This is a genomic window from Dyella sp. 05T440 (genome assembly GCF_056395965.1).
Genome location: NZ_JBFTKN010000003.1, coordinates 44,798 through 68,805 on the forward strand (window position 1 = coordinate 44,798; position 24,008 = coordinate 68,805).

A 24,008-nucleotide genomic window follows, 5' to 3' on the forward strand; every position below is an offset into this window, starting at 1 on the left:
TTATGGCTGCAGAGTCTCCCAAATATCGCGCCCCCGCCCTCGACAAGGGATTGGACATCCTTGAACTGCTGGCGCGCGCCGTCGCACCCCTGACCATCGCGGAGATCTCCGAAGGCGTAGGCCGTTCGCGCGGCGAAATCTTCCGCATGCTCCAGGTGCTGGAAGAGCGCGATTACATCAGTCGCCCGGATGGCGAAGGCCGTTACGCGCTCACGCCGCGACTGTTTCGCCTGGGCATGGAACAACCGCCGGTGAAGAGTCTGGTGGAAACCGCCCTGCCGATCATGCACAGGCTCTCGGACGAGATCGATCAATCATGTCATCTGGTCGTGCCGTCACAGGAGCAGATCGTGGTGATCGCGCGCGTCGATCCGCCGGGTGAAATCGGCCTGGTGGTACGCGTGGGTCATCGCCGCCCGATCTCCCACTCCGCTTCCGGCCACGTCCTGCTGGCATGGCAGGACGATGCCACGCGCGAGCGCTGGTTCGCCATGATGATCGAGCACGAACCGCAGCTGCGACGCCCACCCGTCGAGAAGGCGATACGCGAGATCCGTGCCGCTGGCGTGGCCACCATTGCGAGCCAGGTGGTCGATGGCGTGACCGATATTTCCGCACCGGTCATGCAACACGATCGAGCCATCTGCGCGATCACCATTCCCTTCATCGAACGGCGCGGCTCCTCCATGACCATGGCGACCACCACCAAGTTGCTCATCGAGGCGGCGAACGAAGTATCCGGCGAACTGGATCATCGCTCCACGGCGTCGCTGGACAATTGACACCATCACGACATGCCGTTGCCGGGAAGCCTCGCCTTCCCGCAACGCCGGCCGGCTCTGACGGCCCACGTTCCAACCACGACGATGCGGAGCGCTTTGCCTTGCCCTCTTTGACTCGCTGTTCTCTCGGCCTGCTGGCCGGCCTCCTGTTCGCTGGTGCAAGCCAACTCCACGCCACTGAAATGACGCCACTGGATACGGGGTGGCAGTTCCGCCTGCTGCCGGGCACGCCACAGGCGGCCAGACATCCGGAGCAGGCAGCCTGGACCAGCGCGCACGTGCCCGGCAGCGTGCAGACGGACCTGCTGACGGCCGGCAAGATCGGCGACCCGTTCTATCGCGACAACGAAGCGAGCCTGCAGTGGATCGGCCTGGCGGACTGGGAATATCGCCTCGCCTTCAACGTCGATGCCGCCACGCTGAAGCAGGATCACGTGGACCTGGTGTTCGATGGCCTGGACACGTTCGCCGACGTCGCCATCAACGACAAGCCGCTGCTGAGCGCGGACAACATGTTCCGTCGTTGGCGCGTACCGGTGAAGGGCGTACTGCATGCGGGCAGCAATACCCTGGTCGTCAAACTGCATTCGCCGATCGCCAGGCTGCAGCCCTGGTTGCTCAAGCAGCCCTATGCCTTGCCGGGCGAGTTCGATTCGGCCTTCGGCGATGAGCCCAAGGGCAAGCAGACCTCCAACTATGTGCGCAAGGCCAACTACCAGTACGGCTGGGACTGGGGTCCGCGCTTCGTCACGCTCGGCATCTGGCAGCCCGTGCGGCTGGAGAGCTGGACCGGCGCGCGGCTGGATGATTTCCACATCGCCCAGCCGCACGTCGATGCGGACAAGGCCGCGCTTACTGCAGAAGTCTCATTGCAGGCAGCCAAGTCCGGCTCTGCACACGTCACGTTGAGCTGGACAGCGCCGGATGGCAGCCGCGGCGAGACGGCGCAAGATGCCGCACTCACGGCTGGCGACAATGCGTTGCGCCTGCCATTCACCATCGAACATCCGGCACGCTGGTGGCCATTGGGGTACGGCGAGCAGAACCTCTATCGCTTCCATGTTGAAGTGAAGCGCGGCGACAACACGCTCGCGAGCGCCGACCGTACGAGCGGCCTGCGCAGCGTCGAGCTGCGTCGAGACCGTGACCAATGGGGTCGCGGCTTCGCCTTCGTGGTGAACGGCGTGCCGATTTTTGCCAAGGGCGCCGACCTCATTCCCACCGACAGCTTTCCCGAGCGCACCACGCCCGAGCGACTGCGCAAGCTCCTGACCTCCACCCGCGACGCCAACATGAACATGCTGCGCATGTGGGGCGGCGGCTACTACCAGAGCGATGCGTTCTACGACCTGGCCGACCAGCTTGGCATCATGATCTGGCAGGACTTCATGTTCGGCGGCGCGATCACGCCCTACGACCAGGCGTTCCGCGAGAACGCACGCATCGAGGCGGTGGAACAGGTGCGCCGCCTGCGCAACCATCCCAGCATCGTGCTGTGGTGTGGCAACAACGAGGTGCAGACGGGCTGGGAATCCTGGCCCGATCGCGAAGATTTCAAGAAGACCATCGGCAGCGATGAACGCCAGCGCATCGAAAGCGGCATGCGCGAACTCTTTGGCACCACCTTGCGCGACGTGGTGAAGTCCAACGATGCCGACGTGCCCTACTGGGCCAGTTCGCCCAGCACGGATTTCGATGGCGAAGCCAATGTGCTCAATGATGGTGACTACCACTACTGGAAGGTGTGGTCGGGCTCCGAGCCGATCGAGCACTACCTGGATGTCGCGCCGCGCTTCCAGTCCGAGTACGGGCTGCAGTCGTTTCCGGTGATGGCCACCATCGAAAGCTTCGCCACGCCCGCCGACATGACGCCGAACTCGCCGGTGATGCGCGCGCACCAGAAGTTCGCGAACGGCGATGGCAACGACCGCCTGCTGCTCTACATCCGCGGCAACTACGGCGAGCCGAAGGACTTTGCGTCATTCGTCTATCTCAGCCAGCTGATGCAGGCCGAAGGCATTGAGTTGGCGGCCGAGCACTTGCGCAGCGCGCGCCCGCAGAGCATGGGCTCGCTGTACTGGCAGCTCAACGACGTGTGGCCGGGGCCGTCCTGGTCCAGCCTCGACTATTTCGGTCGCTGGAAGGCGCTGCAATACCATGCCAGGCGCTTCTACGCGCCCGTGGATGTGGTGCCGATGCGCCGCGACGGCCACACGACACTCCATCTCGTGTCCGATCGCACGACGCCGTTCAAGGCGGTACTGCGCACGCGCCTCTACGACATGGCCGGCAAGCGCCTGAGCGAGAGCAGCAGGCCGGTCGAAGCCGCCGCACTCAGCAGCACCATGGCAGGCGAATTCAGTGATGCAGACCTGTTGCACGGTGCAAATCCGACGCGCAGCGTGGCCTCGTTCGACGTGATCGAGAACGGCGAGGTGATTGCTCATCACCTGCTTTATTTCGGATTGGCCAAGTCGCTGGCGCTTCCGGGCCAGCCGGGGCTGATGGCCGACTGGCGACAGAGCGGCAACGGCATCGTGTTGACCCTCCGTACCAAACAGCTGGCGCGCGGCGTATGGCTGGATTTCGGCAGCAACGCTGTCGAACTTTCCGACAATGCGTTCGACCTGCTACCCGGGGAGCACGTGGATATCACCGTCAAGAGTGCGACGGACGTGTCACGCCTCAAGGCAGCCCTCAAGCTGACCTCTTTGGTCGACGCGGTGCAGTCGCAGGCGCAGGCCAAGCCATGAGGATCACGCGACGCGACCTGCTCAAATGGATGGCGATGGCGCCTGCCGCCGCCATGCTGTCGAATAGCGTGTTGGCTGGCGCCGGCAAGACGGCCTTCACCAGCAAGCGCCCACCGGTTGGCCAGCGCAAATTCGCCAGTGCCGCCGTGGAGAAACTGATCGCAACCACCAAGGCGCGCATCGGTGATCCTGAACTTGCGTGGATGTTCGAGAACTGTTTCCCCAATACGCTCGATACCACCGTCCAGGTGGGTACGCTGCGCGGCAAGCCCGATACCTTCGTGGTCACCGGCGACATCGACGCCATGTGGATGCGCGATTCCTCCGCGCAGGTGTGGCCGTACGTGCAGCTCGCCCGCCAGGACAAGGCCCTGCAGCAGCTGTTCCGTGGACTGATTCATCGCCACGCGCTATGCATCAGCATCGATCCCTATGCCAACGCCTTCATGCCCGACCCGACGGCGAAGTCGAACCTGGAATGGGCGCAGCACGACGTCACCGACATGCGCCCCGGCGTGGCTGAGCGCAAATGGGAGATCGATTCGCTGTGTTATCCGATCCGGCTGGCGCACGGCTACTGGCAGGCGACTGGCGACACCACGCCCTTCGATGACGATTGGCACGCCGCGATGCGCACCGTGCTCAAGACCTTCCGCGAACAGCAGCGCAAGGATGGCCCGGGGCCGTATCACTTCCAGCGCACGTCACCGACGCCGAGCGAATCGCAGTTCCTGCAGGGCTACGGCAACCCGACGCGACCGACAGGCATGATCCACGCGATGTTCCGCCCATCGGACGATGCCACCGTCTACCCGTTCAATATCCCCGGCAACCTGTTTGCGGCGACAAGTCTTCGCCGTCTCGCCGAGATGCTGCGCGCGATACGCCATGACGACAGCACCGCGGGCGATTGCATCGCGCTTGCCGATGACATCCAGCGTGCGGCCGAAGCGCACGGTGTCATCCACGGCGAGCAAGGCGATTACTGGGCGTATGAAGTCGATGGCTACGGCAACCAGTTGTTCATGGACGATGCCAACGTGCCCAGTCTGCTCGCCCTGCCCTATCTCGGCAGCTGCACGCAGGACGATGCGCGTTATCAGCGCACGCGTTCGCAGGCGTGGAGCACGCGCAATCCGTACTTCTTTGAAGGGCGCGCAGCATCGGGTATCGGCGGTCCGCACGAAGGGCTGCGCATGATCTGGCCGATGTCGATCATGATGCGAGCCTTTACCAGCAGCGATACGGCAGAGATCTCCCAGTGCATCGCCTGGCTCAAGACCACGCATGCCGGCACCGGCTTCATGCACGAGGCTTTCGATCAGGACGACCCGGCGAAATTCACGCGCTCATGGTTTGCCTGGGCCAACACCTTGTTCGGCGAGCTGATCGTGACGCTGGCCGATCGCCATCCGCAGGTGTTGCGCAGGGCGTAATCACCCAATCCCCCACCCGGCCGACCCCGCGGCCAATGTTTTGCTTTAAGGAGTCAGATCATGGTTTCGCGTCGTCGCTTTCTGCAAGGCATGGCCGCCCTCGGCGTTCTCAGTAGCGGTGCCCATGCGCTCCCGGCGCTGCCGGCTGCCGCAGGCAAGAAGACGGCGCTTGCCCAGGGCGTGTCGCGTCACGTCGACGTGTTCGTGGGCACCGGCGGCCACGGCCATACGTACCCCGGCCCCACCATGCCCTTCGGCATGATGCAGCTCAGCCCCGACACCAATGACTCGCAATGGGACGGCAGCTCGGGCTATCACCAGGGCGACGGCTCGATCATGGGCTTCTCGCACACCCATCTTTCGGGCACGGGCGCCGCGGACATGCTCGATGTGCTTGTCGTGCCGGCCATGGGACCGGCGCTGTTGCAGCCGGGCGATCGCGACTACGACGGCGTCAACTACACCTCGCGCTACGACGGCGTGCACGCCGGCCAGGGCGCCGAACGCAAGGGCTACAAGACCCACGTCAAGGGCTACCGCTCGCACTACACCGGTGAGCAGGCGCGACCGGGCTATTACCGCGTGCAACTGACGGACAGCCGCGTGCTCGCGGAGCTGACCGCGACGGAGCGCGCCGGCATCCATCGCTACACCTTCCAGCAGACGGGCGAGGCGCATCTGCTGGTCGACTTCGCCCACGGTTTCCACGACGACCCGAAGAAGCCTTCCAGCGTCACCGACGCCGAACTGAAACTGGTGGGCAATGACACGGTGGTTGGTGCACGTCGTGTGCACCAGTGGGCCAATGGACGTCACATCTATTTCGCGCTGAAGGTCTCGCGACCGTTCAAGCGCGGTGCACTGTATTCCAACGACAGCGCCCAGCCCGACGGCACGACGCAGGTCAAGGGCACCAACCTCAAGGCCGCGTTGTTCTACGACCAGCTCGACGATGCACCTCTGCTGGTCAAGGTCGGCATTTCGGGCGTGGATATCGAAGGCGCCCTGCGCAACCTGATGACCGAGATTCCCGCCTGGGATTTCGACGGCGTACAAGCTGCCGCCGAAACCTCGTGGGAAAGCGAGCTCAGCCGCATCCGCATCGAATCGTCGTCGGACGATATCAAGCGCACCTTCTACAGCGCGCTCTACCACACCATGTTGGCGCCCACGTTATTCAGCGACGTGGACGGCCGTTACCGCGGCATGGACATGAAGGTGCATCAGCTGCCCAAGGGCCAGCACAACTACAGCACCTACTCGCTGTGGGATACCTACCGCGCCGAGCATCCGCTGTTTACCCTGTACCAGCCCGAGCGCGTGCCCGATCTGGTCAACGGCCTGGTGCGCATGGCGCAGGAAAGCCCTGCCGGCCCACCGGTGTGGCCGCTGCAAGGCATCGAGACGGTCTGCATGATCGGCTACCACTCGGCGGTCGTGATTGCCGAGGCGCAAGCCAAGGGCTTCACCGGCATCGACTATGCGGCCGCGTGGCCCGTGTTCCGCAAGCGTGCCATGGAAGACGACTACTTCGGCCTGCCCGAGTATCGCAAGCGCGGTTACATCCCCAGCGATGTCGAAAGCGAAGCCGTCAGCAAGACGCTGGAGTACGCCTATGACGACTGGGTGATGGCGCATTACGCGGAGCAGCTCGGTCATCACGACGATGCCGCCGCGCTCAAGGCGCGCTCGCAGAATTACCGCCATGTGTTCGACAAGGCCGTGAACTTCGTGCGCCCGCGCGGCAGCGATGGCAAGTGGCTGGAGCCGTTCGATCCGCGCGCCATCGGGCACTCGAAGAAGTGGCGCGACTTCACCGAGTCCAATGCGTGGCAGGCGACCTTCCTCAATCAGCACGACGTTTACACCTACATGGCGATGTTCGGTGGCGCCAACGCCTTCGAGCAGAAGCTGGACCAGCTGTTCACCACCGACTCCGAACTGCCGGCGGATGCACCGCCGGATATCGCCGGCATGGTCGGCCAGTTCGCCTTCGGCAACGAGCCGGGCCATCACATGCCCTATCTCTATGCGTATACCGGCGCACACCACAAGACTCAGGCGCGCGTGCGCATGCTGTTGGAAACGATGTATCTGCCCGACCCTGACGGCCTCCCCGGCAACGAGGACTGCGGCCAGATGAGCGCCTGGTACGTGATGAGTGCGCTAGGCCTGTATGCGGTGGATCCGGTGAGCACGAACTACGTGTTCGGCAGCCCGCTGCTTGATCGCGCCGAAGTCCAGTTGGCCGGCGGCAAGCGACTGGTGGTGCAGACGCAGGGCAATGGCAAGGGCCGTCCGTATATCCAGTCGGTGAGCTGGAATGGCAAGCCGTGGACCAAGAGCTGGATCACCCATGCCGAACTGACCGAGGGCGGCACCCTGCTGTTCCAGATGAGCGATAAGCCCAATCCTGCGTTCGGCTCGGCAATGGCGGATCGGCCGCCGAGCTTCGGCGCGCAGGCGAGCGCATGAGTCAACGCCCATCAGCGCCCCCGCCCTTAGTCAGCCGGACAACGGACACGAGCAGACCTATCCGGCCCCACCGGTCCGCTTAGGCTCACGGACCACCATCGTGGCTACATCTGATAGGTCTTGAGCTTGTACCAAAGCGTGCGCTCGCTGACTCCCAGCAGGCGCGCGGCGGCGGCTTTGTTGTTGTCGCTGCGCGCGAGCGCGGCCTCGATGAGTTCGCGCTCCAGGGATTCGACGCGATCTTTCAGGGCCAATGGGCCATCGGGCGATGGCGCGGCGTGCGGCGGAGCGGCCGCGGCCTCGCGGGAAAGCTCGGAAGGCAGGAGCGTCGTGCCCACCTCCTCGTCGCGGCATAGTACGGCGGCGCGCTCCATCAGATTCTCAAGCTCGCGCACATTGCCGGGCCAGTCGTAGGCCTCCAGTCGTTCAAGCGTACGCGCAGACAGTCGTGGCGTGGCGCGTCCCAACTCAAGCGAGTACTTATTGAGAAAGTGATTGGCCAACAGGGCCATGTCACCGTGGCGGTCGCGCAGCCTGGGCACGTCGACGCGCACCACATTGAGTCGAAAGTAAAGGTCTCGCCGCAGCAATCCCGCTTCGACGGCTTCTTGCGGCTCGCGGTTGGTGGCTGCCACCACGCGCAAGTCGACGGGTATCGCCGCATTGGCGCCGAGCCTCTCGATGCGACCCTCCTGAAGAACGCGCAGCAGCTTGGCCTGCAGGCTGGTGGGCATCTCCGTGATCTCGTCCAGAAAGATGGTGCCGCCGCTGGCCAGCTCGCACTTGCCCACGCGGTCGCGCAAGGCACCGGTAAAGGCGCCTTTGACGTGACCGAAAAGTTCCGTTTCGAGCAGCTCCAGGGGAATGGCCGCGCAATTGATGGGCACGAACAGGCCCTGTCGGCCTGACGCCTCGTGGATCGCGCGGGCAACCAATTCCTTGCCGGTGCCGGTTTCCCCAACGATGAAAGCGTTGCTGCGCGTGGGAGCCACCTGGCGGATCAGCTCGTAGAGCGCCCGCATGGCCGGGCTGACGCCGATGAACTCACCCCAGCCTCGCGAAATCTCTTCGCGCAAGAAATGGTTCTCGCGCTGCACCGCCTGCATGGCCAGCGCCCGCGTTACCGCCATCTCGACGGTCTCCATCTCGAACGGCCGGATGATGTAGTCGACCGCGCCCAGCTTCATGGCGGCCACGGCAGTTTCAATGGTGGCGTAGGCGGTCATGACGATCACCGGCACGTCCTGGTTACGCTCGCGCAAGGCCTCGAGCAAGGCGATGCCATCCATGCGCGGCATGCGCAGATCGGTGAGCACCAGGTCGACCGACTGCTGCTCGATCACGGCGAGCGCCTCTACGCCGTCACCTGCCTCAAGCACGCCATGGCCCAGCGATTTCAAGGACAGTTCGAGGATGCGGCGCATCTTCGCCTCGTTGTCCACCACGAGTATCCGCCTGGCGTTCATCGGCTTTGTCCATCCAGCGCAAATCGAAGATTGAAGGAAGCACCACCCCAGGCGCTCTCCCCTACGGTGATCTCGCCGCCGTGGACATGCACGACCTGTTGCACGATCGTCAGGCCCAGGCCGATGCCGCCGTCGCGACGGCTGAAGAAGGGGTCGAAAATCGTCTGCCGCAACGATTCGGGCACGCCAGGACCGTCATCCATCACGCTGATCCACACGGCGCTTGCATCGGAACGGGTGGCCACTTGCACGCGACCTTGTTCACCCACGAAAGCCAGCGCATTCAACACCAGGTTGAGCAGCACCTGCATCATCTGTTCGCGATCGCAGGGAAATACCAGCACCGGCTCGGCAAAGTGGCTGGACAGTGAAACGCCGGCCTTGTCTGCCCGTGAGGCGAGCAGGCCCAGCACACTGTCGATGATGGCGTGCAAGTCGTGCGGACGAAAATCAGGCGGCGCCGGGCGGGCGCATTCAAGCAGCAGCGTGACCAGCCGGTTGAGCCGTTCGGTCTCGCTGAAGATAAAACCAATCAGCTCGTGCTCGCGCTCGCCCAGGTGCGGCTGTCGCTGCAGCATTTGTGCAGAACTGCGCAGTATGCCCATCGGGGTTCGCACTTCGTGCGCCATGATGGCAGCCATTTCGCCGACCACGGCCAGCTTGCCCGCGCGCACGACCTGCTCGCGCGAACGCGCCAAGGCATCGATCATCTCGGCATAGGCGCGGTGCAGCTCATGGATTTCGGAGATATTGGTGGCGGGCAGCTGCGGCAAGGCGGCGTCGCGCTGGCGGAAGCTGCGGGTGAAGTCGGTCAGCGCCACGATGGGCAGCGCAATGCGGTTGGCCAGTCGCGACGAAATCCACAGCCCTGCGAGCAGGGTCAGCACCAGCACCGCCAGCATCGCCCACAGCAGGCGCCAGATCGGCCCAAAGGACACCGAGGTCGGCTCCATCATGACGATGTGCCAGCCCAGGCCCTGGAATTGCTGATAGCCCGTCGACGTGGCGATACCGACCAACAAAGTGCCATAGCCAAGCGCACTGCCGTCGCGGACATAGGACAACGCACCCTGCGCCGGCAGGCGCCAATCCAGTTGCAGGCGCGAAAGGACGGCGCGTGTCCGCAAGGCAGCGGAGGCAGCGATGACGCGACCGTGATCGTCCACCAGCAGGAGCCCTGGTGACCCGTGACCCACGGCCTCGTCCAGCAGCGCCTGCACGGCTTGCCAGTTCAGCACGACGTAGAGGTAGCCGATATTGCCCTGGCCAAACGTATTGGCAACCGGCGTACGCAAGATGGCGCCCTGGCCATCAGCGCCCCACGTCTGGGCAATGGATGCGCCACCCAGGCGAGCGCCCGAAATGGGGCGCCACACGGCACCGTTCGGCGCCGCCGTGCCAATCAGGGAAGGCTGGCTGGCTGCCACCACGCGCCCGTGTTCGTCGGTGCACAGCAGCGCGGCATACGCGTTACCCTGCCCGGCATGCAGATCCGAAAGGAAGTGTGAGAGGCGTTTGTCGACATCGTTGACGCGGATGTCCTGCATCACCTCCAGCCCGCTCCACACGCGCATGTTTTCGATATGCGAGAACAGCAGCGTGTCGATGCGCTGCATCACGGTGCTGGCACCAAATCGCAGGTTGCCCGCGATCTCCGACCTGAGCGCACTGCGAAACTGATAGAACGAGAGCGCCCCAACCACCATGACGGTGCCCAGCAGGGTCAGGAACAGCAGGCGGAACAGGGCTGATCGTGTGGTCAAAGTGCTGTCGTCGCGCTGATGATGGGAGTGCGTCGCCGCCCGAGCTGGATGGCACGCCTTTGCGGCGGCCCCTGCACTGTCGCAGAATCCGCCGCAGTGCCGAGCCCCTCCGATGAAATAGTCGCTCGCCAGCCTTTCGTTTCGCTGTGTCTGCCGCCCGAACCAGGCGTGCCGGCTCGATTCCATTCCATGTTGGTGGGTATGACCGATGAACAGGCACCCTCGCCGCTACTCGCTCCCTGGCGCAGTCGCCCTGCTGCTGGGCCTGGTCTACGCCTCGGGCGCGATGGCCGCGGACGATGGCGACGGCAGCTGGCAACCCGCACCCTATACGCTGGGCCAGGGCCTGTACTTTCCTGGCGTGGGCTTGCGTGTCGGCGGCTATGCCGACCTCAATTTCTTCAGCGTCCAGGGCACCAAGACCAGTTACAACGTGCGCGACCTGAGCCTGTTCATCACCCAGGACATCGGCACGCGCTGGCAGCTTTTCAGCGAAATCGAAGCCACCAACCCGGTCAACAGCACCGGGCGCACCGACGATGACGACGCCGAGCTCGACATCGAGCGCCTGTACGCCGACTACCACGCCAACCAGGCCATCACGTTCCGCTTTGGCAAGTTCCTCACGCCCGTGGGCGAGTGGAATCTGGTGCATGCCGACCCGCTGACCTGGACGGTATCGCGTCCCCTGTCGACCTCGGCCGCGTTTGCGCTCCATACCAACGGCGCGATGATGTTCGGCACGCTTCCGGTGAAGGGCAACGACCTCGACTACTGGGTCTTTGCCGATGACAGCAAGAACCTCAACATCGGCCGCGATCAGGACAATGCGTATACCAACTTCGGCACGACCGAGACGCTGCAGAACAATTTTCGCCAGGCCATTGGTGGCCGGGTGCTCTATCACCTGCTGGGCGACTCGCTGAGTATCGGCGCCTCCACGCTGAACTACGAGCTGCAGCAGCCACGCGAAAAATACTGGCTCAACGGCATCGATTTCAGCTGGACGAGCCGCTACGTGAGCCTCACTGGCGAAGGCATTTACCGCAGCAGCACCAGTAACCGTCCCGATGAGCGAGGCGGCTTCGTGCAGGCAGAGGTGCCGTTATGGCGACGGCTGTACCTGATCGGCCGCTACGAGCGCTACCGATCATCGACGCCCGCCCAAACCAGCACCATCCGCACCACGGCCATCAATTTCAAGCCGGTTGAAGGGGTCGTGCTCAAACTCGAATATCGCGACGGCTCTCACAACGAGCTGCTCGCGCCGACCGGTTGGCTGGCGTCCGTCGCGGTGTTGTTCTGAGCGTCGCTCCCATGCGCGGACAACTTCGGCAATGGTCCACCTGGCTGATCATCAGTGCACTGCTGATGCGGGCGGGCTCGGCCTGGGCCGCACAGCCGCAGATTGCGATCATCACGGCACTTGATGGGCCGCAGATGACGCTGGATCAGAACACGGTGCGCAACGTGTATCTGAAGAAGATCTTTGTGGACGGCAAGGGGCAGCGGCTGACGCCGGTCAATTTCCCCAGCCGCGCGCCGATGCGCGTAGCGTTCTCGCGCGCGCTGCTGCACATGGACGACACCCAGCTGCAGGACTACTGGGATCGGCAATACTTCCAGGGTGTCAGTCCGCCTTACGTGCTCGCCTCGGCCGATGCCGTGGTCCGTTTTGTGGCGACCACGCCGGGTGCGATTGGTTACGTGGAACCCTGCCAGGCAGATGCCAGCGTGCGCGTCGTGCTCACCATCACCCTGCCGGCGCACCAGGCCGAAGATCTTCCGATCTGTCCGGAACATCCTGCGCCCTGAGTCACCCGGCCGCCGCGCCAATCATTGCAGACAAACTTTGCACTCTGCAGGATGCCGCGCGCTCGCTGGATCCTGCCCGGTGTGCTCTTTCATCGAATGATCAGCCACTTGCAGCGGTGGCACGAAAATCGCACCGCAGCACTGTCCGGCTGCGAGCTACCAGATCCTTTGTCTTCTCTGTGTCAACTTCTTGCACCCTTCTTAGGGCATGATGCGGTTGGCGGTAGTTGCGCGGATCTCGGCATGAGCCCGGAGCGGAATTCGCCTCATGCCTCCTTCATGCCTACCGGTGCCGCTTGAACGAAACCAAGACACTCCATTGCAACGAGCCGCTGCCTCGCAAAGGCATCTTTCGCATCCTGGTCTGCCGCCCCAATCATCGCCTTGGCAACACCATCCTGCTCACGCCGCTGATCGCGGAGCTTGAGCGGCACTTCAAGGGCGCGGAGATCGACGTGATCTCCGAGGGAGACATCGCCGAAGAAATCTTCGCGACGTTCTTCAGCGTCCGCAACGTCTATTGCCTGCCCAGGCGCGGATTCAAGCACCCGCTGCCCTTCCTGCACCTGCTGCATCGCGTGCGCCGTACCCGCTACGACCTGATCATCGACCCTTGCCTGGGCTCGGGCTTCAGTCGCGCCGTCGCCCGCCTGCTCCAGGGAACGTACAAGCTGGGCTTCAGCGACACTCCCCTGCGCGCAGGTCTCACCCACGCTGCGCCGACCAGTATCGCCATGCAGCATATGGCCAAACGCCCGGTCAACCTGCTGCGCTGGGCGCTGGGCCGCAGCCAGGGCGAGGAGCTTGGCTATCCGCCATTGGATATCCGATTGACGGATGTCGAGCGGTCCCACGGACGCCATGTGATTGGCGAACTGCTGGCCGTGTCGCGCCAGACCAGTTCGCCCCCGGTGGTCGGCGTGTTCGCCAATGCAACGGGCGCCAAGCGTTACCCGATGGAGTGGTGGCGCGAGTTCATCGACACCTTCAAGACGCTGTGTCCGGCAGCGAGCATGCTCGAGCTGATCCCCATGCACGGCCATTCCATGCTGGGCGCCGAATGGCCGGGCTATTACTCCTCCGACATTCGCCGCATGGGCGCGGTCATGGCAGGCATGGACCTGATGATCACGGCCGATTGTGGCGTGATGCATCTGGCCGTGGCATCGCGTGTGGCCACGGTCGGCATGTTCTGCGTCACCGATGCCTCGGTGTATGCCCCTTACGGAAAGGGCAACTGCTCCCTGCCCACGCAAGGGCTTTCCGCACGCGAAGTCGCTTGCCGCGTAGTAGCGGCGCACCCGGATTTGCTGGGGCGTCCCGTGTTCGGGTCGTCACCGGGGGACGTGTCAGCCACGGCGAGCGAAGACCAGTTCCTCGAGCGGGCATGGGCACCATGACGGAACCACTACGCACGCCTGGCGAGCCTTCTGCAGAGCGTGCCGACGTGATGCCCCCGCATCAATCCAGGTCGGGATACGCACCCAGCGATGCTCCGGCGACGGCCTGGTCACGCGATCGACTGGAGCGCTGGCTGTTGATGTTGGGCGCTTTGCTGCTGCTCGCGGCGGGCATCGGCCTGCGCGGACCCACTCCATCGGATGAGCCCCGTTTCGCACTGGTGGCGCATCAAATGGTGGCGTCGGGAAACTGGCTGATTCCGCATCGCGGCAGCGACTGGTATTCGGACAAGCCACCGCTGTTCATGGCCATGCAAGCGCTGTCGTATACGCTCACGGGCAACTGGTGGGTGGCATTTTTGCTGCCTTCGTTGCTGAGCGCCCTGGGTACGCTGTGGCTGGTGTACGACCTGGCGCGCCGGCTATGGGGGCATCGAGCCGGCATGGTCGCCGGCCTGGCCCTGCTGTGCACGGTGCAATTCGTATTCCAGGCCAAGCGCGGACAGATCGATCCGACCGTCACGTTTTTCATCACGCTCGCCAATGTGGGTCTGCTGCGGCATCTGCTGCTGGGCCCGGACTGGCGCGCATTCTGGCTCGGCTGCTTTGCCGCGGGCCTGGGCGTCATCACCAAGGGTGTCGGCTTTCTTGCCTTGATGATGTTCTTGCCGTGGGCCTTTGCCGCGCGGCGTCGCTGGCTCTGGATGCCTGGCTTTCGTGGCCAAGTCGGGCACTGGATGGGCGGCCTGCTGGCTTTCGCCTTGGCCATCGCGCTGTGGATGGTGCCTTTGCTTTTCTATGTGCACGCAGACGACAGCGACGTCGCGCGCAGCTATCTGCACGATATCTTCTTCAACCAGACCCTCCATCGCTACGTGCATCCCTGGAACAGCTTCCAGCCGCCATGGTTCTATCTCACGGTGATCATCACCTCGTGGCTGCCGCTCAGCCTTGCCTTGCCCGCACTGGCGCCGGCTTGGATGGAACGGCTGCGGGCGCGCGATGCACGCATCCTGCTGCCGCTGGCGTGGATCGTCATGGTCATCGTGTTCTTCAGCCTGACGCGGGCCAAGCGCGACGTCTACATCATGCCGGCGCTGCCGATGCTGGCACTTTGCGCGGGCCCGTATCTGGAAGATGCGCTGCGCAAACGCTGGCTGTCGTTCGTCGCCATCGGGTTTCTGCTCCTGCTCGGCGGTGCCGCCTTGGGTATCGGCGTAGCTGCGCTTGGCTTCCATCCTGCGGCGACCGCACGTTTCATCGCTGCGCGCCAATTGGGCGAGCAAGCCTCGCTGTGGTGGAGCATGTGCATCGCCCTGGGCGCATGGCTCTTGCTGCAGGCGGCAATCTTTCGCCCTCGTCGCGCCGGTGTTGCCATGCTCGCCGGCATGGCCGGCGTATGGGCGATCTGGGGTCTCGGCATGGCACCCATGCTGGCGCGCGCCAGCTCCCCGGCGACATTGGCCAATCGCGTCGAGCAGACCATTGGTCCACAAGCCGAGCTCGCCCTGGTCGCCTGGAAAGAAGAACTGCCGCTGGCCTTTGCGCGACCGCTCACCGATTTCGGCTTTGTCGTGCCCTGGCATCAGCAGCTGGCGTCGGCGATACGCTGGCAGGCCCAGGCGCCGGAACGACGCTGGGTGCTGGTGCTGGCGGACGTGATGGGGCCATGCATCCTCCGCTCGGCAACCGTGGATGCAGGCATCACCAGCGGGCGCGACTGGCGACTGTTTCGCAGCGACGCGGTGGCTGCTGCGTGCCGGCAAGGACAGGTGCCCACGGGCGCCGTCGAGGACTGGGGCGGCATCGACAGTCACCGTTGATGCACCTGCCTCCCGTCCTTGTGCCACCACGTTCCCGAGTCGCCCGTGAATTTTCCTGACACCCACGCACCTCGCACCACGTTGCCTATTCGCCTGGCGTCCTGCCTGCCCTGGGCATGGCTGCCGTTGTGGATCGTGGCGGCGCTCATCGCGATTTTTCAGCACGGCCCCATGCCCATGTATTCCACCCGCACCTTGTCGGTGGCGTGGGAGATGTGGACGCACCACAGCGTGCTCGTTCCTTACCTCAACGGTCTGCCCTATAGCGATAAGCCGCCTTTGCTGCTGTGGCTGATCCAGTTGGGCTGGGTGATCGGCGGCGTCGGTGATGTGTGGCCGCGTCTGCTCGAAGTGGCGCTCGGCGCACTGCAGCTGGTGCTGGCGTGGCGGCTGGCGCGCCGACTGTTTCCACGGACTGCGCTGGTTGCACACGGCACGGCATGGATCGTGCTCGCGCTTACCTATGGCTTCCTGTTCGGCCTGCAGGTGATGTACGAGGTCCTGCTGGCCGACTGCGTACTGGCGGCCCTGCTTTGCCTTGCACCCTCGGTGCATGGCGAACCTCCGCGTCTGGGCAGGTTTGCCCTGGCGCTCAGCCTCGGCTTGTTGACCAAGGGACCGGTCATGCTGCTGCACGTTGGGCTGCCCTGGCTGCTGGCTCCCTTGTGGAGCGAATACGCACGGCGTGACGCGCGGCGGTGGTATGTACGAGGAGGCGCCGCCTGTCTGGCGGCGTGCGGGGTGCTGCTGACGTGGGCCTTATTGGCTGCGTGGAGTGGCGGCGAGGTCTATCGACACACGCTGCTGGTACATCAGACTGCCGGTCGCGTTGTCGACGCCTTTGCTCATGCGCAACCGTTCTGGTGGTACCTGCCCTTGCTGCCGGTGCTGCTGTTTCCGTTCGCGCTATGGCCGCGCATCTGGTTGGCGCTGGCTAGCTGGCGTCGCCCGCTTGAGCCCGGCCTGCGGTTTTTGCTTGCATGGCTCGGCTCTGTTTTTCTGGCGTTCTCGTTGATCAGCGGCAAGCAGGCGTACTACCTGCTGCCTGAGTTTGCCGGATTTGCCGTGCTGATCGCGGCATCGCTGGCTCACCTGTCCTTGCGCGAGGCGCGGCCTGGTCGCTGGTGGTCGCCATGGCCGTTGGCGCTGCTATTGGCGATGGCTGGCGCCATCTTGATCACCATGGACGGGCTGGTTGCCCATGGGCACCTCGTTGATCCGATGTTTGCAACGCTGGCCACGCATAGTCGCCCGTTCGGCGTGCTGTATCTGCTGCTGGCGTTGGTGCTTGCCGTGCCGGGACGAGGAGAACTGTACCGTGTGGCCGGCGTAGGCCTGTTCGCCGTGGTGACAGCCAACGGGCTTTTCAGCATGACGCTATGGCCCGCTTACGACTTCGCCCCCGTGGCCCGCCTGCTTGCTACTGCCCAGCAGCAGGGGCGAGCCGTTGCCAACTTCGAATCGAACGACGGGCAGTACACCTTCCTCGGACGCCTGACCCAGCCGGTCGCATCGGTGCATAGTCTCCACGCACTAGGCGAGTGGGCGCACCAACACCCCGAAGGCCTGGTGATCATCTATCCCAGGCGCCTGAGCGACGCTGATCGCGCACACGCCATCTATATCCAACCGTTCCGCGGCATATCGCTGGCCGTATGGCCCGCAGACGCCCTCGCGCAGGCGCTTCCTCAAGAAAACCTGTGACGCGATGCGCGCGATCCAGCGCGCTCCTACCTTTTTTGCAAACGAAAATTGCAGGGTGCAGGTTTTGCATGCTGCTGGCGGTGCGCTATCAGCGTCCAAATGGACGCTCGCTCAGCCACTTAGTGGCGTGGCATGAAATTGGCAAATGGATAAGCAGACATTCGCCAACGCAGAGCTTCATCCATGCCCGCAACGGCCGGTACGTTTCTCGATCGGTTTCCCACCACGCCATGTCTTAGCCAGTCACCTTCCTCTGCCAGCGAGTGCCTGAGCCAACAAGGCGGCAACGCATGGAACGTTGCCTGCCAACGTCCACCAAATTTCGTTTGCACAAGGGAGGCGACCAGGGCATCGCTGACCGGTTGTCACGCATGAACAGCAGCCTGAGTGTGTCGGTTGAATCTATGCGAGCGGCCGCGCGCATCCACACCAGTGCTCTGGCATGGGTGTTGCTGCTTGGCCTGTTGCTTGGTTTTGGCTTCCAGGGCTCTCGTGGCTTGTGGAGCCCCGACGAGGGGCGCTACGTGGGCGTTGCATTGCAGATGATGGACTCGGGCAACTATCTCGCCCCCGCCTATAGTCCTGCTTCGCTCAATTTCTCCAAGCCGCCGCTGACGTATTGGGCAATTGCCGCGTCGCTTCGGCTATTGGGCCGCAATGCGTGGGCGGCGCGCCTGCCTTATGCCCTCGCCTACCTGGCGACGCTGGCCTTGCTGTTCGCCATGGGCAAGCGCACCAGCCCGGGCAAACCCTGGCTTCCATCGCTGGTCTATGCGACCAGCCTGTTCACGTTTTTCAGTTCCAACATCATCAGCACGGATGTGCTGCTGACGCTGACTGAGGGCCTGGCGGTGCTCGGCTTCATCCTGCACCGATGGCCTGAGAGCGACGACGAACGACGTTACGGATTGGTCGTGATGTGGCTCGGTTTTGGCCTGGCCTTCTTGACCAAGGGACCTCCGGGCCTGCTCCCCCTGCTTTCGGTCATCGCCTTCGCTGCGATCTGCGGCGGTGGACGTGCCGTCGTTCGACTGTTTCACCCGGCCGGCCTGGTGATCTTTGTGCTGGTGGGATTCACCTGGTATGCCGTGGTCATTCTTCGTTATCCCGGCCTGCTCCACTATTTTCTTCACCAGGAAGTGTACGGCCGCATCTTCACCGCCATGCACAAACGCCATGCGGGAGCCTTTGGATGGGCTGTGGCATTTCTTCCCGTGCTCGTGCTCGGAACCATCCCCTGGTGGCGCGGCCTTGCGCTGTCGATCCGCGACATGGTCAAGCCCGCCCAGTGGATCCGGTGGCGCAAGGAGCAATCGATTGAGCTGCTTCTTGTGCTCTGGTTTGCGCTTCCCTTCGTCATCTTCTGTCTCGCGCAGTCGCGCCTGCCGCTCTATCTGCTGCCGCTGTTTCTTCCTCTTGCCCTGCTCACGGCATCGCGCATGGAGCGCACCTTCGATTTAGGCAGCCAGCGGACCATCGCCTTGCTGGCCACATGGATCGTGCTTCTGCTCGCGACCAAGGCCATCGCGGCCTACGGCTACAGAACGAACGTCGACAACCGCCAGGCAGCAAAACAGATTGCGGCAACGATGGGCGCAGCCGATTACCGTGCGCTGCTTTTTTTGGAAGAGGCCACGGACACCTATGCCGTGGAAGAACAAACCCTCTGGGGCCTGAGGTTCTATCTCAACCGGCCGGTCTACGGCATCTGGTGGCGCAGCCCCGACGTGGGCACTCAGCTCTGCGCCGCGGCCAAGGCACAGGGAACGTCCTTGCTGCTGGTCGATCGCGACATCCCTGCCGCCAATGCGCAGGCGCTGTTGAACAGCTGCGGCGCCTCCGTCGTGTCCGCCGGCGCGTGGCGAAACAACCTGCTGTTTCTCGTACACGGTGTTCCGAAGTGACCGGAGGGCGTATGTCCATTCGACGACTCGCAGCCTTGGTCCTCGTGCTTGCCTGCAGCCCCAGCTGGGCGGGCAGCGGCATCCTGGGTCTTGATCACCCTGTGACCTATGACAACAGCGGCATCTGGAAGCGCAGCAATCAGCAAATCCTGTTCTATGGAACCATCGCCACCGTGGGCGCGGGAGCGCTCTGGTTTGGCGATGACAACAAACTCGGCGACACCTTCTGGCGATCGGTCGATTCCGTGGCGATCACCGCTGTCAGCACGCAGGCGCTCAAGTGGACCTTCCAGCGCGAGCGCCCGTCGGAAACCAATAACCCAAACAAGTGGTTCCAGGGCCTGCACGCCGAGAGCTTTCCCAGTGGCGAGGTGGCAACCATATCTGCCGCCGTTACGCCATTCATCGTCAACTATGGCAGCGACCATCCCGCGGTCTACCTGCTTGCCCTCCTGCCCGCGTACGACGCGGTGGCTCGCGTTAAAACGCATGGGCACTGGCAGAGCGACGTGCTGATAGGCGCGGCCATCGGAACGGGCATCGGGATATGGGCCACGCATCGCGATTCGCCCTGGATTCTTTCGCTGCTACCCGGCGGATTTCAGGTTGGCTATGTCCATCACTTCGATTAGAAGAGAACCCGTGTTATTCCACAGAGAGGCGGAAAATTTACGCCCCCGCAGCATTTCGATGTAGCGCTTTTACGCCCGCAGGACCCAGCATGCCTCATCCGCTCCGAGGAGCGCCGAAAAGCACCATGCTGTGAGCATTGTGATCGTCCATGGGCCGCACACGTCCGGCCACTCGCTTCCCCAGGAACTGCAACAACAACTTCAGCAACAAGCCGGCGCGGCGGGATGCACGCTGGAGCTTCGAGGATGCAAGGACCTGAGCCACTTTGTCGGTCAGGTGTGCGCTGCCGGCACCGACAGCACCGAGTTTGTACTGCTCGATCCAGGTGACCTGGCATCAGAAGTACGTGAGCACCCCGAGGCCGGCCTGGCTGACGCGTTAGACCATCTGGGCGCGCCGTATATCGAAGTTCACGAAGAGATTGATGCCGAGCTGCAACACGACGCCGGCTTTCACAAAGCTCCGCTCGCCACCGTCATCATCAACGGCAACATCGGCAGCGGTTACCGCATAGGCCTCAGCATCGCCTTGCGGCAATTGCGCGAAGGCCTGCGCGGCGACGATCAGAGGGGAGTCAACCGTTACCCTCTTCCGCAAGCAAGCATCGCTTGATGGCGTTCCATAGGCCTCCGACGTTGAAAGCCAAACCAGCCACCCGTCGAAGCCGGGCGGCTGCATGGGCTTGCGTTGGCGTGCTGCGCGGAGGCTTTCTTAGCGCTGCTTGATCAGGCTATGCACCGCCAGCGGGCCACCGAACTGTTGCAGCAGGCCACCCTCTTCGAGACGGCCCAGGGTGATCGGGCTGAACCCGAGCGTGGTGACCAGCGCGGCGACCTGTTCGTTGGCGTCCGCATGATTGCCTGAGACGAAGATGGTGCGATGGCCGTCGCCCACGCGCGGCTCGTCGGCGAGCACCGCGGCCGGCAGTGTATTGAAGGCCTTGACCACCTTGGCGCCCTTGAACTTCGTCGCCACGACCTGGCTGGAGGGCTTGCCGCCAAGGTCCAGCGGTTTGAACGCTGGGAACTCGATGGCATTGGTGGCGTCGACCACGATCTTTCCGGTCCAGTCGCTGCGCAACTTCGCCACTTCCTCCACTGCCCCGAACGGGACTGCGAGGATGATGACTTCCGCGTTCAATGCCTCGCCCGTTTCCTTCGTGCTTACCGAAGGAGCGAAGGCTTTCACTTCCTCTTCCAGCGACGCCGGTCCGCGACGATTGCTGATGACGGCCGGAATCTTGTTGCGGGAAAACTGTTTGGCGAGGGCGCCGCCGATGGCGCCTGATCCGATGATGGCGTAGCTCATGAGATATCTCCTGGTGGACGATAACTGGGATGGATGCGATGTATCAGCGCGACTTGCTGTCAAGACTGATCGGGCCTGCGCCATGGACGGTCAGCAGCAGGAAGGCGCCGGCAATCGACACGTTCTTCATGAACATGATCATCTGGATCTGATCGGCGAGGTGGTTGTGGAACAGGATGGCCGTGAGCACGGTGAAACCGGCCATCAGCACCGACACGATGCGGGTCTTCCAGCCGAGGATGATGGCCAGCGAACCGAGTACTTCGGTGGCGATCACCAGCGGAAGCACGGCGCCGGGCACGCCAACCGAAGCCATATAGCCCGCGGTGGCCGCGTAGGCACCCATCTTGCCGATGCCGGAAAGCAGGAACAGAGCCACGATCAGTACGCGGCCGAGCAGTTCAGCGCTGCTCTTGATGGTGAAGACAGAGGTATCTTGCGTGTTGCCTATCGATGAGGCGTAGCGAGCAGTTTCAACTTGAGTGTTCATGGTGATGTCTCTCGTTAAGTGGGTTGCTTGATTGGCCACCGGCTGGGTGGTCGGTTCGGATGGCGCCAGGCGGGGAGTGACAGCCTTCATGCGACCTCGTCTGCGATGGACAAAGGCTAGGCCTTGCCCATGCATCTGAATAGCCTATATATTTCGATGCAAACTATCGTTCTGGACGATATATGCTCGACGCCGTCACACTGGACCAGCTGCGCACCTTCATTGCCGCTGCCGAGGAAGGCAGTTTTTCGGCGGCCGGGCGAAAGTTGCGGCGCGCGCAATCGGTGGTGAGCCAGACCCTGCTCAATCTCGAGGCGCAATTGGGCGTCACGCTGTTCGATCGCAGCGAGCGTTATCCCAAACTCACCGAAGCGGGCGCGGCACTACTCACCGAGGCGCGCGGCGTGGCCGATCAAATGGATGGCTTCAAGGCGCGCGCTCGCTCGATGAAGGAAGGGCTGGAGCCCGAGCTTTCCGTCGCGGTCGACGTGATGTATCCGATGGATGGGCTCACCCGCGCTGCCGGCTATTGCCGCGAGTTTTTCCCCAACACGCCGTTGCGTGTCTACGTGGAAGCACTGGGCGGCGTGATCCGCCCCGTGATGGATGGCACGTGCCGCATCGGCATCGTGGGCTCGCTGCCGGTGATACCCGATGAGCTGGCCTCGGAGCCGCTGATCGACCTGCCCTTTATCACCGTGGTCTCGCCATCGCATCCACTGGCCAGGCACAAAGGCAGCATCAGCAAGAAGCTCATCGAGAAACAGATCCAGCTGGTGCTGACCGATCGCACGCCGCTATCGGATGGCCGGAGCTTCGGCGTGCTCTCGCCACTCACCTGGCGCCTGGCCGACCTGGGTGCGAAGCACGCGTTCTTGAATGCCGGCCTGGGTTGGGGGCATATGCCCCTGCACATGGTCAAGAAAGATCTGGACGCCGGCAACCTGGTCAGGATCAAGGTGGAGGGAATCGCCAAAGACACGTTTCTCCCCATGCATATCGTCTATCGCAAGGACGCCCTTCCCGGCCCCACCGGACGTGCCTTCATCTCGCAGTTGCGCTGCTGACGGCCAGGCTCGTCAGCAGCACAACCCTGAGCGCCCGAAAGCGCATCAACTCCGCCGCACCGGCAAGAACCGGCTGTTGCGCAGCAATCCCGCCGAGATCAGCGACACCAGAACGCCGACCGGGAAGATTTCCACGAAGGTCATCGGCAGGCGGTACATCGGGTTCGCGTACTGGATCTTGAAAGCCTCCATGTCGGCGCTCAGCTTGGCCAGCGCCTCGGCGCTGGCGCCCTTGGCCTTTTCGCTGGCGATGATCGCCTGCGCATAGGACGTGGCGAAATCCATATGGGTCATCGCCTGTACCCCTTCCCAAGCGATCACGTAGAAGATGCCTGCGATGAAGCTGATGCCCAGGCCGACGCCGAGTGCCGGCCAGAAGCCGATCACCCCGCCCCTGTCCACGTCACGATGCCGCTTGATCCCGACGAACACTGCGCTGAGCGCGATCAGCATCGTCGTATAGCCGATCAGCATGCCGTACTTCATGGGCGGCATGCCGGAGAACGCGATGAAGGTGACGAATTCGAAGCCGCCGACGATCACGCCGGCGATCACGCCGTACTTAAGGATGGTCCGTAACAAGGTCTGCTCCCCGCTGATGAATGGTGTCGCTATTGACTGCATTCGGGAGCCGGCCGGCAATCGCCCGAATGGGTGATTTGGACGATTTCATCCGAAATAACAAAGCGTCAGGGCACGATACCCAGCTCGCGTGCCCGGCGGATCGCCTCGGTACGCCGCTTCGCGCCCAGTTTCTCGAACAGTCGCGCGACGTGCGTCTTGACCGTGTTCGGCGACACATGAAGGCGCGCGGCGATCTCCTTGTTGGAATGGCCGGCGGCAAGTTCATGCAGCACTTCCAGCTCACGCCCGCTAAGACCCAGCGCCGCCTGCGCCTTCGGGTTGCCGTCAAAGTCGGGGGCCGCCGGCGTCGCAAAGACCCGCACGCCCAGGAAGATGCCAAGCACCAGGAAGGCCGCCGCGACCAGGAACAGATAGATATCACCCGAATGCATCCGCGCCAGGCGCTGGTAGTCGAGCCACTGCAGGGCAACGGTTCCCGCCGCCAGCAGCGCCCCATAGCCGACCACCCGCTTCCACATCACCGCCGCCTCCACTTTCCCCTTGGAGTCGGATCTTAACGCTGGCCGGGGGTTCTGGTGCTTGCCGAAGGGCTGCCGCATCGTCA

19 protein-coding genes are annotated in these 24,008 nt (G+C 63.5%); 13 read left to right on the plus strand and 6 right to left on the minus strand.

Going from position 1 to position 24,008, the window contains the following annotated elements:
* The first annotated feature begins 2 nt into the window (after positions 1 to 2).
* The 4 genes from AC1DE1_RS04590 to AC1DE1_RS04605 all read left to right on the plus strand — a co-directional run bounded on the left by AC1DE1_RS04590 (position 3) and on the right by AC1DE1_RS04605 (position 7,446).
* The gene (locus tag AC1DE1_RS04590; protein ID WP_477175498.1) at positions 3 to 782 is read left to right on the plus strand and encodes an IclR family transcriptional regulator; all 780 of its coding nucleotides are present in this window, start codon (positions 3 to 5) and stop codon (positions 780 to 782) included.
* Positions 783 to 964: 182 nt separating this feature from the next.
* The gene (locus AC1DE1_RS04595; protein WP_477175499.1) at positions 965 to 3,535 is read left to right on the plus strand and encodes a beta-mannosidase; all 2,571 of its coding nucleotides are present in this window, start codon (positions 965 to 967) and stop codon (positions 3,533 to 3,535) included.
* Positions 3,532 to 4,971 carry a glycoside hydrolase family 125 protein gene (locus AC1DE1_RS04600; protein WP_477175500.1) on the plus strand — a complete coding sequence of 480 codons (1,440 nt, stop codon included), beginning with the start codon at positions 3,532 to 3,534 and terminating at the stop codon, positions 4,969 to 4,971. The genes AC1DE1_RS04595 and AC1DE1_RS04600 overlap by 4 nt, the downstream gene beginning before the upstream one ends.
* A 60-nt stretch (positions 4,972 to 5,031) precedes the next feature.
* Positions 5,032 to 7,446: a GH92 family glycosyl hydrolase gene (locus AC1DE1_RS04605; RefSeq protein ID WP_477175501.1), complete on the plus strand. Its 2,415-nt coding sequence runs from the start codon at positions 5,032 to 5,034 to the stop codon at positions 7,444 to 7,446.
* A 104-nt stretch (positions 7,447 to 7,550) separates the two neighbouring features.
* Here AC1DE1_RS04605 and AC1DE1_RS04610 read toward each other — a convergent pair whose 3' ends face one another.
* A complete protein-coding gene (locus AC1DE1_RS04610) occupies positions 7,551 to 8,912 on the minus strand; it encodes a sigma-54-dependent transcriptional regulator (RefSeq protein ID WP_477175502.1) in 1,362 nt (453 codons plus the stop codon).
* Positions 8,909 to 10,675, minus strand: coding sequence for an ATP-binding protein (locus AC1DE1_RS04615; RefSeq protein WP_477178926.1), 1,767 nt, complete (start codon positions 10,673 to 10,675; stop codon positions 8,909 to 8,911). The genes AC1DE1_RS04610 and AC1DE1_RS04615 overlap by 4 nt, the downstream gene beginning before the upstream one ends.
* 208 nt (positions 10,676 to 10,883) lie before the next feature.
* Between AC1DE1_RS04615 and AC1DE1_RS04620 the strand changes: the two genes are divergently transcribed.
* The 8 genes from AC1DE1_RS04620 (at position 10,884) to AC1DE1_RS04655 (ending at position 20,566) form a co-directional block, all read left to right on the plus strand.
* A complete protein-coding gene (locus AC1DE1_RS04620; RefSeq protein ID WP_477175504.1) occupies positions 10,884 to 11,981 on the plus strand; it encodes a porin in 1,098 nt (365 codons plus the stop codon).
* 11 nt (positions 11,982 to 11,992) lie between these two features.
* Positions 11,993 to 12,490 (plus strand): hypothetical protein, encoded by a 498-nt coding sequence (locus AC1DE1_RS04625; protein ID WP_441603817.1) that lies wholly within the window; start codon positions 11,993 to 11,995, stop codon positions 12,488 to 12,490.
* 296 nt (positions 12,491 to 12,786) lie between these two features.
* Positions 12,787 to 13,890, plus strand: a complete 1,104-nt coding sequence (locus AC1DE1_RS04630; RefSeq protein WP_477178710.1) for a glycosyltransferase family 9 protein — start codon at positions 12,787 to 12,789, stop codon at positions 13,888 to 13,890.
* Positions 13,887 to 15,713, plus strand: coding sequence for an ArnT family glycosyltransferase (locus tag AC1DE1_RS04635; RefSeq protein WP_477175506.1), 1,827 nt, complete (start codon positions 13,887 to 13,889; stop codon positions 15,711 to 15,713). The genes AC1DE1_RS04630 and AC1DE1_RS04635 overlap by 4 nt, the downstream gene beginning before the upstream one ends.
* Positions 15,714 to 15,758: 45 nt before the next feature.
* Positions 15,759 to 17,417 carry an ArnT family glycosyltransferase gene (locus AC1DE1_RS04640; protein ID WP_477175507.1) on the plus strand — a complete coding sequence of 553 codons (1,659 nt, stop codon included), beginning with the start codon at positions 15,759 to 15,761 and terminating at the stop codon, positions 17,415 to 17,417.
* A 371-nt stretch (positions 17,418 to 17,788) separates the two neighbouring features.
* Complete coding sequence (locus tag AC1DE1_RS04645) at positions 17,789 to 19,321, plus strand: ArnT family glycosyltransferase (RefSeq protein ID WP_477178927.1); 1,533 nt, start codon at positions 17,789 to 17,791, stop codon at positions 19,319 to 19,321.
* A gap of 11 nt (positions 19,322 to 19,332) precedes the next feature.
* A complete protein-coding gene (locus AC1DE1_RS04650) occupies positions 19,333 to 19,953 on the plus strand; it encodes a phosphatase PAP2 family protein (RefSeq protein WP_477175509.1) in 621 nt (206 codons plus the stop codon).
* 130 nt (positions 19,954 to 20,083) lie between these two features.
* Positions 20,084 to 20,566: a type II 3-dehydroquinate dehydratase gene (locus AC1DE1_RS04655; RefSeq protein WP_441602153.1), complete on the plus strand. Its 483-nt coding sequence runs from the start codon at positions 20,084 to 20,086 to the stop codon at positions 20,564 to 20,566.
* A gap of 99 nt (positions 20,567 to 20,665) precedes the next feature.
* Here the strand turns inward: AC1DE1_RS04655 and AC1DE1_RS04660 are convergent, their stop codons facing one another.
* Together AC1DE1_RS04660 and AC1DE1_RS04665 are read right to left on the minus strand one after the other, a co-directional pair.
* Positions 20,666 to 21,262, minus strand: a complete 597-nt coding sequence (locus tag AC1DE1_RS04660; protein WP_477175510.1) for an NADPH-dependent F420 reductase — start codon at positions 21,260 to 21,262, stop codon at positions 20,666 to 20,668.
* A gap of 43 nt (positions 21,263 to 21,305) precedes the next feature.
* The gene (locus AC1DE1_RS04665) at positions 21,306 to 21,752 is read right to left on the minus strand and encodes a DoxX family protein (RefSeq protein ID WP_477175511.1); all 447 of its coding nucleotides are present in this window, start codon (positions 21,750 to 21,752) and stop codon (positions 21,306 to 21,308) included.
* Between the two features lie 182 nt (positions 21,753 to 21,934).
* Here AC1DE1_RS04665 and AC1DE1_RS04670 point away from each other — a divergent pair, with 182 nt between their 5' ends.
* Complete coding sequence (locus tag AC1DE1_RS04670) at positions 21,935 to 22,819, plus strand: LysR family transcriptional regulator (RefSeq protein ID WP_441602156.1); 885 nt, start codon at positions 21,935 to 21,937, stop codon at positions 22,817 to 22,819.
* Between the two features lie 45 nt (positions 22,820 to 22,864).
* Here the strand turns inward: AC1DE1_RS04670 and AC1DE1_RS04675 are convergent, their stop codons facing one another.
* Positions 22,865 to 23,374, minus strand: a complete 510-nt coding sequence (locus AC1DE1_RS04675; protein ID WP_477175512.1) for a DUF4199 domain-containing protein — start codon at positions 23,372 to 23,374, stop codon at positions 22,865 to 22,867.
* A 134-nt stretch (positions 23,375 to 23,508) separates the two neighbouring features.
* On the minus strand, positions 23,509 to 23,922 hold the full coding sequence (locus tag AC1DE1_RS04680; protein ID WP_441602158.1) for a helix-turn-helix transcriptional regulator: 414 nt from the start codon (positions 23,920 to 23,922) through the stop codon (positions 23,509 to 23,511).
* Positions 23,923 to 24,008 lie beyond the last annotated feature (86 nt).